Below are 12,306 nucleotides of genomic sequence, written 5' to 3'. Positions count from 1 at the left end.
GATCAGCTTGACATCATCATTTTCAACCAGTACCTTTATGGGACATCTCACCGTACACATGAAGCAAATACTGTAGACACTTTCCATTAGAGAGGCCTCCATGTTTCATTTCTATGTTTTAGCCTTTTTGCACTTACTTAAAATGTTAAGCAAATTCAAGTTCAAGTACAGTCCACCCTGAAAACACTACTTTGCACCGGAAACCAAAATCAAACCATGCCGGCTCTGTCAGCTCTCTCCTTTATCGTTAACAGCAGCACAGGCTTTTACATAACCCGGCCCTGGCCGGAGTTTTCTTCGTAAGCCATGAGCAACTGGTGCACGCCCTTGAAATAGGGAAGCCGGTTCTTAACCCGCCCGAAAAACATACGGGCCAGAATGTAGCAGATGATAAAAGTAAATACGTAATTTACAGCCAGCCCTGTAAACGGTATAGGAAAACCGATACCGGCAAAACGGCGCTGCATCCAGGTAAGGGCAAAGAAAGCGGGCCACAGGGAAGCTGCCGAGAGGCCGAACATGTTGAAGAAAACCCGGCCAAAGGCGTCGTTGGCCTCTTTATTGCATGCATCATAGCTATGCTTGTCCCCCAGCTTTAAAGCTGCCACGGTCAACTGCTGCAAATCCGCCAGGCGGGTGTTCAACCGGTCCAGGTGGTTTTTGTTCACCAGAAACACCACGGAGATGGTGAACTCCCCGGTAACCACCGCCAGAAGCGCCAGCAGGAATGTACCCAGAAAGTAGTCAAAGACCGGGTACCCGCTGATCCGGTAAAAAATAATCAAGAAACGATCCACCAGTTCCCAAAGACGCATATTTTTAAAGCCTCCGTCACCGGGTAATTGGCTGGCAGGTTCCCCGGGCAAAACCCGGGGAACCTGCCAGATCTCCTGTACAATTCTTACATCGGCACCCAGGCTTGCCCGAAGAATCCCTTGCTGAAGTACCCAAGACCTACGTAAAGGGCCAGCACCACAAACAATCTCTTCAGCCAGATGTCCGGGATGTATTTCTGGGTGCGCGGGCCAATCATGGAACCGATAAATACGCCGATTAACTCCACACCAATCAGGCCCCAGTCCATGGCGGCACCGGCCACGGTGATGTAGGTGGTGATACTGGTCAGCATACTCACCAGAACGGCCATGGCCGAAGTACCCGCCACCACAAACATGGGCAGACCGACGATACTGGTCAGGTAAGGCACGTACAGAAAGCCGCCGCCCACTCCGAGAAAGGCCGAAATGGCTGCGATTACCACGCCGCCGACAAAAGCCCAGATGGGGTTGAACTGAAATTCCACACCGAAGAAGGAAAACTTGATATTTGTCAACCCCCATTGGGTAACGGTAATCCCCTGGTTGACTTCGTCTTTCTTTTCCTTGATGCTCTGCTCAAAGGCTCTGGCTGCTTCTTTGGCCGCCTTCTTGCTGGCCTGCCCCCGGGGGGTCGTTTCATACAAAAGAACGCCGCCCACCACAAAGACAAAGAGCCCGAACCAGCCCTGGTACTGGCTGAAGCTGACCTTGCCGCCGGTCAAAGCGGGCACAACAGCTGCTCCCACAATGGAACCCAACCCCAGAGCAAGACCGAGGGGCCAGGCCAGACGCCTGGCCTTGAGGTAATTGACGGTGGTCAGCAAAGACGAAATACCTACCAGCCACTGGTTGGAGGTACGAATGCTGTCGGTAAGCAATTTGTTGAATTGAGGCGCAGTTTTCTTAAAAGGTTTGATAAAATCACCAAGGCCGTAAATGGTCATATGACCCACCCCGGCCATGATACCTCCAAAGGCTCCTACCGTGGAGAAGATCCAGCCCACCCAGATCGCCCACAGGACAGCCACCAGGTAGTTGATCCTGGGTGCTCCGGGAATACCGAAGGCCCCCCTGGGCGCATTGGGGTTGATCTGCCCCTTGCCCGTGCCCACCGGAGCTTTAGCTATGGCTTGACCGAGCTTACCCTTCAACCCAAGGTCGCTGCCAACCACCTGTGCCGGAGCTTTCTTTGCATCCTGTTGCGCCCCCACTCCGCTGGCTCCCAAAACCAGAACGGCCAGCATCAAAAGCAGTGTAACCAGGGCAATTTTATTTATAATTCCCTTCTTCATCTAATCCTCCCCTAATCAACGTAAAGATTTTATAAGTACAGGAAGACAAAAAGTGAAAGTAAAGTCCACCCTCGAAGAGCTGATAATAAGTTGAGAAATTCAATGTGTGTTTAACCACCTCCCTGGGCACTACACCTTCTGGAAATTCACCTCCTTCGTTCCTAAAATGTCCTGATCAATATAGCTATCTATAACTAAATATAATCCGTGTAATAACCTGCCGATGTCGGCAATTGGACAGTCCCGGGGTCAGCTTAAAGACAAATCGGGTGTCATCTATCTGACATTTGATAGACACAGTTTTATAAGTTTGTTATAATTCTCTTGTCGAAGATACGCTTCTCACGAGCCGGAGAATGCTATGACACATGAATCAATTGTAGAGAACCCTTTCTTAACCAGGAGGGATGAACTCATGAGCCTATCGCATGTGGAAAAAGTGGCCTTAAGTGAAGTGGAACGGGCACTCATTCGCCAGGCGGGGTTCACGGTACACTACCCGAAAGGCCATATCATTTTTGCTGCTGGTGATACAGCCGACCGGGTATACCTGGTGGAGAGCGGGTGGGTAAAAATTTACCGCCTGAATGCAGACGGCCGACGGGTTACCGTAGGGAGCATCCGCAGTCCCGGCGAGTTGATGGGTCTGGCGGAGACCCTGTGGGGAGGGGAACGCACCTGTTTTGCCGGTGCAATCAGCAATGTGAGTCTGGTGGTTTTGCGTAAAAATAAATTTGAAGAGCTGATGGCTACGCATCCTTTTCTCGCCATTAAAGTCGCCAAGTTACTGGGGGTACGCATGCGGGAAGCGGAGCAGATTATTCACGAAATGGTTTGCTGGCAGGCTCCCGGCCGGCTGGCCCTGACCCTGCTAAAAATGGGCGAACGCTGTGGAATGGAAACCCAAAACGGCATAAAACTCGGAGTACAGCTTACACACGAAGAACTGGCCAATATGGTGGGAACCTCACGGCAGACGGTAACTTCTCTCTTAAATATGTTCAAACAGGAAAAAAGCATCACTTATGAAGGGAGAACTATCAACATCGTCAACCCGGATAAGCTGGCCCGGTGGATTATGTAGTAAAGCTATCATCATAGCCACAAAAAAAAGGCGGCCGGGAACCGGCCTGTAGCCTAGATGTAGCTCACAATTTCTTCTTTTTCCCTTCTCCCCGGCCTGCGAGCCGGATCGTCAGCCGGGTAACCCACGGGAATGATGGCCACAGGTATACGTCCCGGCGGGATACCCAGACACTCCCTTACCCGTTCCTCGTCAAAAGCACCCACCCAGCAGGTCCCCAGACCCAGGGCGTTTGCGGTTAGAAGGATATTTTGTACCGCAGCAGCAGTATCCTGGTAACAATACAGCCGGCGGCCCCGGTCACCGTAAACCCGTGCCGACCGTTCCGGTTCGGCACAAACCACAATTACAACGGGCGCACGAGCTATAAAGCGTTGATTTAGAGCGGCTTGTGCCAGGGCTTCTTTTTTTTCGTCCCGCGTAACCACGTAGAAAAACCAGGGTTGCAGGTTACCGGCAGAAGGGGCCCACCGGGCCGCTTCAAGGAGTTGATCCAGCAGTGCCGCGGGCACCGGGTCAGGCTTATAGTGTCTTACGGAATACCGGCTCCTGACCAGGGAGAGAATAGTGGACATCCATTAATTCCCCTCCAGCATAAAAGTGCTTTTTATATTGTACCCCGGGATTCCCATCCGGTGTGTTTCCAACATCAAAACCGGGGGAAATACCTTTATTTTCACCAGATCACCTGACAATCATCACAGGACAGGGAGCCAGGTGCAATACCTTATGGCTCACACTGCCCAGGAAAAGGGATTTAATATCACCATATCCGCGGCTTCCAACGATGATCAGGTCAAATTGACCTTCCGCAGCCAGCCTGCAGATGGCTTCAGCCGCATCTCCCCGTTCCACCGCTGTAGCCATTGTCCGGCCTTCCGCCCGGAAAATCTCGCGTACGGCGGCAAAAACTTTTTCAGCCCGCGCTTCTATTTCCTGGTCCAGCTCTTTCTGCTGAAGCCAGACACAGACTCCGGGTTCAGGGAAAAGTTTATAACAGGAAGGTCCCACGTATAAAGCTGTTACGGCAACCTCCGGGTTGAGTTTACTCAGCCGTAAAGCCTGTCTGGCAGCACGCAGTGAATTCTCCGAACCATCCACGGCCAGAAGGATCTTCATGTAAACCACTACCTCCTTGGAAAATCTCTCAAAGCTCAAGGCCTGAAATCTCTCTCATCTTTTTCTTTTTCTTTCTTTTTCTTACCATTTTCACTCTCCGCGGTACCGCATATTAGCAGCACGGGGGACACCAAAAAAATCTTAACTGTGGGATCTTCTACTTTCCTCAGGAGAATACCTGCCTTGGCGAAAAAGAATTAGATCCCTCTCTTTCTATAATTTGCATTAAAAAAATGTTCTCTTTTAAAGTCCGTTTTTTAATAAGCCGTGCTATAATTATGCGTTCGGAAATGAGTTACGCGCAAGGGGGGCTGCAATTGACCAGAATCCAGCTCGCTGCCATGATTGACCATACCCTGCTCAAACCTACGGCCACCACCCGGGACATCCAGCAGCTTTGTGCCGAAGCAATGAGGGAAGGGTTCGCCGCCGTATGCGTTAATCCCGCGCATGTGGAATATGCCGCTAAAATACTGGCCGGCTCCACGGTAGCGGTATGTACGGTCATTGGTTTCCCCCTGGGGGCAACCACGCCATCCGTAAAGAGGAAAGAGGCCGCGGAAGCGATCAGAAACGGTGCCAGGGAAGTGGACATGGTCTTGAACATCGGCGCCTTGAAGGAAGGAAACCATGACCTCGTGGCAGCCGATATCCGCGGAGTCGTGGAAGCAGTGACCGCGCTTTTGCCCGACGGGCTGGTTAAAGTTATTATTGAAACGGGCTACTTAAACCACGAGGAAAAGATCACCGCCTGCCGTCTGGTGCAGCAGGCCGGTGCCCATTTTGTAAAAACAAGCACCGGCTTTGGCCCGGGCGGGGCCACGGTGGAAGATGTGCAGTTATTGAGGGAAAACCTGACCCCGGAAATCGGCGTGAAAGCCTCGGGAGGTATTCGCACCACCGGCCAGGCCCTGGCCCTCATCCGGGCCGGAGCCTCCAGGCTGGGGACGAGCGCCGGCCCGGCCCTGCTGGCCGGCCTGCAGGCCCGGTAAAAAAACACCCATCCGGCAATACTGGCGGAAAAACTTTTCACAGGTGAATATACTATGACTTGAAAAAACAATGGAGAGGAAGAGGAACCATGTCTGGTATCAGGGATTATCAGGCTGTTGTTGGTGAACAACTTATTGAAGAGATCCATGACCTTGCCCGGGAACTTAAGGGGTGCAGGGTTCAACACATCAATTCCACTTTTATTGGCGGCGGGGTGGCGGAAATTTTAAAACGCCTGGTCCCCATGATGCAGGAAGCTGGCCTTGAGGTGCGCTGGGACGTTATAAAAGGGAGCGAAGAATTCTACCGGGTAACTAAAACCTTCCATAACGCCTTTCACGGTGTCCCCGTACAAATATCACCCGGCATGCTGGATACCTACCGCTGGATATCCCGGGAGAACTACGACCTGGTGGACCCCCGGGCGGACTTTGTCATTCTCCACGACCAGCAGCCCCTGGGCCTGGCTGAAATCCGGCCCGACCATCCGGGCCGCTGGCTGTGGTACTGCCATATTGACCCGGTGGACGTGGACCAAACAGTATGGAACTTTTTGAGCCCGTGGGCAGGACGTTGTGACGCCGCCATCTACCACATCCCGGCTTACGCCCGCAATCTGGGTCACCGGCAGTATTTCATGCCCCCGGCGATCGACCCCCTGGCAGAAAAGAACCGGGAAGTTTCGCCCGGTGAGGTCGCTTCGGTTATGGAGCGGCTGGGCATACCTGTCGACCTGCCTCTGGTGGTGCAGATTTCCCGGTTCGACCGGCTCAAAGATCCGCTGGGAGTTATCCAGGTCTTTCGCCTTGTAAGGCGGGAAGTGCCATGCCGCCTGGTTCTGGCGGGAGGTGGGGCCACCGATGACCCCGAAGGCATCCAGGTGCTTCAGGAAGTACACCAGGAGGCGGCCAATGACCCGGACATTTTCATCCTGGAACTCCCTCCCACCAGCAACCTGGAAATTAATGTGCTGCAGCGGGTTGCCGCAGTAGTGATTCAAAAGTCGGTACGGGAGGGCTTCGGGCTAACCGTAACCGAAGCCATGTGGAAATCCCGGCCAGTAGTGGCTTCCCCCGTGGGGGGCATCACGGTGCAGTTGATCCACGGAGAAACAGGGCTTGCCGCCGCCACTTCCGAAGAAATGGCCCGGGCGGTTGTCATGATTTTGCGCGATCCCGCCCTGGGAGAAAAACTGGGTCAGAACGCTAGAGAACATGTGAAAAAGAACTTTACCCTGCCCATTTATCTAAAACGGTGGCTGGAACTGCTCAAGACGGAGCAGGGGTACCCGTACGGCCAGAAGCCCGACCTGGCTGAAATGCCAGTAGTAGCTGAAGTAACCACCGGGCCGGGGAGCGCAAGCTAACGAAAGACCCGAAGCAGGATCACTTCCTGGAAACGTAGAATAACTATAAACGCGATTCTGGCATATGTTGACAGAGAAGGTATGTTGCATGGCTTTAAAAGCATCTCCTGAAAATACCATCTTTGCGCTGGATATCGGAACCCGCTCGGTAATCGGGCTGGTGGCCGTCCCCGAGGACGGGCGGCTGAGAATCGCGGCGCAACGGCTGGTAGAGCACCGCCGGCGAACCATGCTGGACGGGCAGATCCATGACATCCCGGGCGTAGCGGAAGCGGTAAGGATGGTAAAAAATGAACTGGAGGAGGAACTGGGCTTCTCCTTGCGTTATGTAGCCATTGCTGCCGCGGGACGCTCACTGATTACCAGATCGTGCCACATGGAACAGGAAACAGGCGGCGGGGAAATCGACCGGTATGAAGTGAATGCACTGGAACTGGCAGCCATCCAGCAGGCCCACCGCGAACTGGCATCTGAACTGCCGCCCGGTACACAGGATTTCATTTGCGTTGGTTACAGCATTGTTTCTTATTACCTGGACGGTTACCCCATCTCCAGCCTGATCGGTCACCGTGGTAAAACCATAGGAGCCGATGTACTGGCCACGTTTCTGCCCGGTTCGGTGGTCAACAGCCTTTACGCCGTACTCCAGCGCGTGGAACTGGAACCTTTAAGCCTTACCCTGGAACCCATTGCCGCCATCGAAGCAGCCATTCCCGAAAACTACCGCCTTTTAAACCTGGCCCTGGTGGATATAGGCGCAGGCACCTCCGACATTGCCATCACGAGGGATGGATCCATTATAGCCTGCGGTATGGTCCCGGTAGCTGGAGACGAAATTACCGAGGAAATCGTCCAGACCTGTCTGGTTGACTTTGATACCGCCGAGCGTATGAAAAGAGAGCTGGTCCGGGGTGAAGATATACATTATACCGACATCGTGGGCATGGAAAACACCGTCTCCTGCCAGGAACTGCTGGCCCGTATCGACCCGGCACTGGAAAAACTGGCCCGCGAAATCAGCACCCAGATCCTGGCCCAGAACGGAGGACGGCCCCCCCGTTCAGTATTCTGCGTGGGAGGCGGGGGGCAGGTTCCCGGCCTGACGGAAAAGATAGCGCGGCACCTGGAACTGGAAAAAAACCGTGTGGTCCTGCGGGACCGGCGCAACCTTGGACAGGTGCTCATTGTGGAAGGTGACGACAAAATTCCCGGCCCGGAAGGAGTGACAGTGGCGGGTATCGCACTCGTGGCCTTACGCAAACTGGGGCACGATTTCATCCACATCATGGTCAACGGAGTGGAACACCGGCTCTTCAATACCCGGGAATTTACCGTGGGAAACGTGCTGGCTTTAACCGGTTTCAACCCCCGCCTCCTGATCGGGCAAAACGGGAAAAACCTGTCCTTTACACTCAACGGCAAGCGCCAGGTAATTTACGGGGGACTCTCCAAACCGGCCAGAATTCTGGTGAATGAACGGGAAGCGAATATGCAAACCAGGGTATGCCACGGTGACCGTATCGTCGTGCATCCGGCTGTTAATGGTACAGATGCCCGGGTAACGGTAGCAGACCTCCTGCCACCCCCGGGCACTATCACAGTTTACGTTAACGGCAGACCGGCAGAAATAGCAGCTCAGTGTTTAATCAACGGACAGGTCGCGCAACCGCACCGGGAGATACCCCATGGATCTGAAGTGGAAATATGTTCCGTGAAACCCCTCTTCGAGTGGCTCGCAGAGCACCTGTCCGCGTCCCCGGCCCAATTGGGCACCTGGGGAGTGCTGGTCAACGGCAGGGTTGCCTCTCCTGCCTGTCGCCTGCACGGCGGGGACAGGATAGACTGCCACCCTGAAGGGGAGGGAAAAGGCAACTGGGACCCGGAAAGTCCAGCCAGTATCTGCCCGGGGCAAAACACGCCGCCTGCGCTCAAGCATGGGGAAGAAAGCATCACTGTGACGGTAAATGGCTCTCCTCTGACCCTGACGGGACGTTCCAGTTACATCTTCATTGATATCTTCAATTACATCGACCTGGACCTGCGGGAGCTCGCGCCGCCCATCCGCCTGATTCTCAACGGTAGAGAAGCATCTTTTACCGACGAATTACATAACGGGGACACCATTGAAATCGGCCGCTTAAATTTCAAACCGGGCAGCCATAGCCTTTAACTTGTCGGCCATACTGGAAAGGGTGGCAATGCTGCTGGCGGTTTCCTGGAGGAGGGCGCTCTGTTCCTCCGTAGAGGCAGCAATGTTTTGTACGGCTTCCGATACCTGCCGGGAAGCTGAGGCTACATCTGCCACCTGGGAATCCACCTCCCGGACCGAACTCAAAATTTCCTTAAAAGCAGCACCGGCTTCCTCAACCACCGCCAGGCCCCGGTCCGCTTCACGGGACGACCCTTCCATCATAGCCGTTACCTCACCAATCTCTTCCTGGATGGCAGATACCAGGCCACCTATTTCTTCTACCGAGGAAGCGGACCTCTCTGCCAGCTTGCGCACTTCATCGGCGACCACGGCAAACCCGCGGCCGTGCTCCCCGGCCCGGGCGGCTTCAATGGCCGCGTTCAAGGCCAGCAGGTTGGTCTGGCTGGCAATATTGTTGATGATGCCCAGTATTTCCCCGATCTGTTCGGACATGCGGGCAAAACGCTCCACCCGTTCCACCGCCTGCCGCGTTATATCGTACATGGCACGGATTTGCCGGCTCACCTCATCCATCTTCCGGCCACCATCCGCAGCCAGGGAAGCGGCCCGGCCGGCCGTTCTGGCTACCATCTGGGCGCGCTGGGCAACTTCCTCCACGCTGGCGGAAATCTGCACTGCAGCACTGGCTGTTTCCGTAGCCCCCCTGGAGATCTGATCCGCGGTACTGGAAAGGTGCTCAGCCACCTTCGAAGCCTCTCTGGCCTCTTCCGCTAGTTCGCCGATCAGCTGGGCCAGATTTTTACGCATTTGTTCAAAAGAATTGATCAGCTGGCCAACTTCATCCTGTTTCACCATGCCACCCCGCCTTTAAGATTCCCGGTTGTTAAAAAAGCCGCCTTCCTCTTTCAAGTTACCGCTGGCCACACGCTCAGCCATCCCGGCCAGCGCCTTCAAAGGTGCGGCCAGCACAAAACGGGCCAGCAGGTAATTAATCTCACCAACAACCAGCCCCGCCAGTATACAGGCTGCAAAAAAAGACGGCCGCATGACCATGCCGGAGGGCAGGCCCAGGGCTTCTACAAAGAAAGGAAATACCAGCCCGATAAGCAATCCCATCACGATCATGGAAAGCAACAACACCCGGAAGAGATTGCCCCCGGCGGCCAGACGGCAGAACAATTCACTTTTGGCTTTCATGGCAGGCCCCCTTTTTTAACACTGAACATACACCGGCTTTCTTCACTTTCACAATGCTTTTCCGGCAGGAACAGCCGGAGGTATTCCAGTCTAATTTGCCATGTGTGGAAATTATCCTCCTTGAGGAGTGACATTTTTCTCGTGAGAGAAACAAAAAAGGATTTAAATTTAACGAACTATCACCACGTCATCCGGGTAATTGGTGAGCTTCTCCAGCCCCTGTTCCCCGACCGCAAAGGTGTTTTCAATGCCTACGGCACCCCGGCCCGGAAAAACAAACTTCGGCTCAAGGGCCACCACCATACCCGGCTGCAGTTTATCTTTCACTCCCCGGGCGAGCACGGGCAATTCGTTTAATTCCAGGCCGACGCCGTGCCCGATAAACCGTACCTGGTCGCCGCAGCCCATAAAGTGTTCCTGCAGGCCGGCCGCGGTAGCCATCTCCAGGGCCAGCTCGTACAATTCCCCCCCGGTCACTCCCGGCCGGGCAGCTTCCACCAGAGCGTTCTGGATGCTTAACGCCGTCTCATGAGCGTCAAGCAGGTCTTCAGGCAAGTAATGCAGGGCAAAGACCCGGGTCATGTCCACCTGATAGCCGTTGACCACCCCCACATAATCCACCATAACCGGTTCGCCGGGAGCGATCGAGTGTTTGCCCACCCCAAAAGGAAAGGCCGGCGTGAACCCGGGCCCGCCCAGGGGCCCGTCAAAGTAACTGGGTACCCCGCCGCTGGGTCCGGCCAACAGGCAGCCCCAGAAGAACTCCTGGTTAAATCCCCGCACGCGGACCAGTCCCATATGACCGGCACAGCGGGCCTCTGCCTCCAACCGGGCGGCAAGCTCAAGCTCGCACATCCCCGCCCGGAGCATTTCCGGAATCCTGGCGAAGACACTGTCCATCACAGCAGCAGATTCCTTCAACAGGCCAAGCTCATATGCCGATTTTACAGCCCGCAATTCTCTGATCTGTAAGGAACAGTCCACAATCTGTCCGGGGAAAATTTTTTGGTAACGGCGGAACAGGTTGACAGGCAGCACATCCAGTTCCATGCCCAGTACCCCGGGCATGGCCAGACCACGGGCGGCCAGATGTCCGGGAATTTCGTCCAGCCTGCGCAGGGGCACTACTTCAGCCGGCAGAAGGGCGGGGTCAATGCGCCGCATACTCCGGCGGACCATAAAAAGGGCGGGCCCCCTTGCCGGAACGTACAGGTGGGCGCTCTGGGTGGTGCCGCAAAAATAAACCAGGTCCGCCCCCTGCACGAGCAGGGCACCATCCATACCGCTGTTTCTCAGAACTTCTTGAAAACGTTCCAGCCTGGCCGACAGTTCTGCCAGGGGAGGGTAAGACATTGTAGCCACCTTCCTCGACTTAAATGTTCTAATGAAATACCTGTACCTTTCAGACAAAAGACAATTATAAAAAAATTATCTGAACAGCTCTAGTGGTTTCCGACCACCCGGTTGCAGGTTATACCTTCCCAGATCTCTTCCAGCTCCCGCCGGCTGTCAAATAGAGCCCCGACCACCCGGCCGTCCAGCGCCCCCTCCCGCACCTGGCCAACGATAATGCGTTCGATATCATGCCCGGGCAGGCCTGCCCGGTAAGGCCGGTGTTCCTTCAGGGCTACAAATATATCACTTACCGCCATAATCCGCGCTCCGGGACATAACCTGGATGCCCCCAGCCGGAAGGGATAGCCCTGTCCGTTCAGTTTTTCGTGATGGTAAGCAGCCCACCGGGCCAGGGACAGATGGTCGTCGAAGGGCTTGAGCAGCCAGTAAGTATAATAGCTGTGCTGCTTGATCCGGTTATATTCCCTTTCGGTTAAACGCCCTGGTTTTTCCAAAATATCTTCAGGTACGGTTAACTTCCCCAGGTCGTGCAGCAAGCCCGCCATTTCCATCAGCAGGCACTCCTCCTCACCCATTCCCATGCGCCGGGCCAGGAGACGTGCCACTGCAGCCACACCCCGGGAATGACAGTGAGTAAAAGGACTTTTGGCATCAATCACGCGGGCAAAAAGCCGCGTTACAGGCATCAACTCCACCAGATCGACAATAAAAACCTGCTGCCCCACCAGCCCCAGTAAATTTTCGGTCAGGCAGGGAGCCGCAATGTCCAGCCAGAAGCTCTCCGCCCTTGCAAGGCGCATGAAAATGTCCACCAGATCGGGGTCAAAAACCTTCCCTGAAAGCATTTGAATTTGCCCGGTGATAGCCTCTTTCTGATAGCCGCGGCTACTACCTGATCGGAAAATATTTCCCCCCATTCGTTAAAGTTA

13 protein-coding genes are annotated in these 12,306 nt (G+C 54.6%); 4 read left to right on the top strand and 9 right to left on the bottom strand.

Annotated elements, in window-relative coordinates; all coding sequences use genetic code 11:
* The 3 genes from ACPLUI_RS05360 to ACPLUI_RS05350 form a co-directional block, all read right to left on the bottom strand.
* A partial coding sequence (locus ACPLUI_RS05360; protein WP_424659243.1) for a hypothetical protein occupies positions 1 to 87 on the bottom strand: 87 nt, incomplete at its 3' end.
* A gap of 179 nt (positions 88 to 266) precedes the next feature.
* A complete protein-coding gene (locus tag ACPLUI_RS05355) occupies positions 267 to 815 on the bottom strand; it encodes a hypothetical protein (protein ID WP_424659242.1) in 549 nt (182 codons plus the stop codon).
* An 86-nt stretch (positions 816 to 901) separates the two neighbouring features.
* Complete coding sequence (locus ACPLUI_RS05350) at positions 902 to 2,110, bottom strand: sulfite exporter TauE/SafE family protein (RefSeq protein WP_424659241.1); 1,209 nt, start codon at positions 2,108 to 2,110, stop codon at positions 902 to 904.
* Positions 2,111 to 2,525: 415 nt separating this feature from the next.
* Here ACPLUI_RS05350 and ACPLUI_RS05345 point away from each other — a divergent pair, with 415 nt between their 5' ends.
* Complete coding sequence (locus tag ACPLUI_RS05345) at positions 2,526 to 3,194, top strand: Crp/Fnr family transcriptional regulator (protein WP_424659240.1); 669 nt, start codon at positions 2,526 to 2,528, stop codon at positions 3,192 to 3,194.
* Between the two features lie 53 nt (positions 3,195 to 3,247).
* Here the strand turns inward: ACPLUI_RS05345 and ACPLUI_RS05340 are convergent, their stop codons facing one another.
* Positions 3,248 to 3,769: a nitroreductase family protein gene (locus tag ACPLUI_RS05340; RefSeq protein ID WP_424659239.1), complete on the bottom strand. Its 522-nt coding sequence runs from the start codon at positions 3,767 to 3,769 to the stop codon at positions 3,248 to 3,250.
* Between the two features lie 109 nt (positions 3,770 to 3,878).
* The gene (locus ACPLUI_RS05335) at positions 3,879 to 4,313 is read right to left on the bottom strand and encodes a universal stress protein (RefSeq protein ID WP_424659238.1); all 435 of its coding nucleotides are present in this window, start codon (positions 4,311 to 4,313) and stop codon (positions 3,879 to 3,881) included.
* 317 nt (positions 4,314 to 4,630) lie between these two features.
* Here ACPLUI_RS05335 and deoC point away from each other — a divergent pair, with 317 nt between their 5' ends.
* The 3 genes from deoC (at position 4,631) to ACPLUI_RS05320 (ending at position 8,842) form a co-directional block, all read left to right on the top strand.
* On the top strand, positions 4,631 to 5,305 hold the full coding sequence (deoC, locus tag ACPLUI_RS05330; protein ID WP_424659237.1) for a deoxyribose-phosphate aldolase: 675 nt from the start codon (positions 4,631 to 4,633) through the stop codon (positions 5,303 to 5,305).
* Between the two features lie 89 nt (positions 5,306 to 5,394).
* Entirely contained in the window at positions 5,395 to 6,672 is a 1,278-nt protein-coding gene (locus ACPLUI_RS05325; RefSeq protein ID WP_424659236.1) for a glycosyltransferase, read from the top strand.
* Positions 6,673 to 6,760: 88 nt separating this feature from the next.
* Positions 6,761 to 8,842: a cell division protein FtsA gene (locus ACPLUI_RS05320; protein WP_424659235.1), complete on the top strand. Its 2,082-nt coding sequence runs from the start codon at positions 6,761 to 6,763 to the stop codon at positions 8,840 to 8,842.
* Here the strand turns inward: ACPLUI_RS05320 and ACPLUI_RS05315 are convergent.
* From ACPLUI_RS05315 to ACPLUI_RS05300, 4 genes are all read right to left on the bottom strand, one after another.
* Positions 8,810 to 9,679 (bottom strand): methyl-accepting chemotaxis protein, encoded by an 870-nt coding sequence (locus ACPLUI_RS05315; protein ID WP_424659234.1) that lies wholly within the window; start codon positions 9,677 to 9,679, stop codon positions 8,810 to 8,812. The genes ACPLUI_RS05320 and ACPLUI_RS05315 overlap by 33 nt on opposite strands.
* A 12-nt stretch (positions 9,680 to 9,691) precedes the next feature.
* Entirely contained in the window at positions 9,692 to 10,021 is a 330-nt protein-coding gene (locus ACPLUI_RS05310) for a hypothetical protein (protein ID WP_424659233.1), read from the bottom strand.
* Positions 10,022 to 10,189: 168 nt separating this feature from the next.
* Positions 10,190 to 11,374 carry a M24 family metallopeptidase gene (locus ACPLUI_RS05305; protein ID WP_424659232.1) on the bottom strand — a complete coding sequence of 395 codons (1,185 nt, stop codon included), beginning with the start codon at positions 11,372 to 11,374 and terminating at the stop codon, positions 10,190 to 10,192.
* Positions 11,375 to 11,463: 89 nt separating this feature from the next.
* Positions 11,464 to 12,222, bottom strand: coding sequence for an HD-GYP domain-containing protein (locus ACPLUI_RS05300; protein WP_424659231.1), 759 nt, complete (start codon positions 12,220 to 12,222; stop codon positions 11,464 to 11,466).
* Between the last annotated feature and the right edge of the window lie 84 nt (positions 12,223 to 12,306).

The organism is Desulfofundulus sp., assembly GCF_049701015.1.
In the GTDB taxonomy this organism is placed as follows: domain Bacteria; phylum Bacillota; class Desulfotomaculia; order Desulfotomaculales; family Desulfovirgulaceae; genus Desulfofundulus.
The sequence above is the reverse complement of the archived record's forward strand: the minus strand, read 5'-3'. Positions and strand labels throughout refer to the sequence as shown.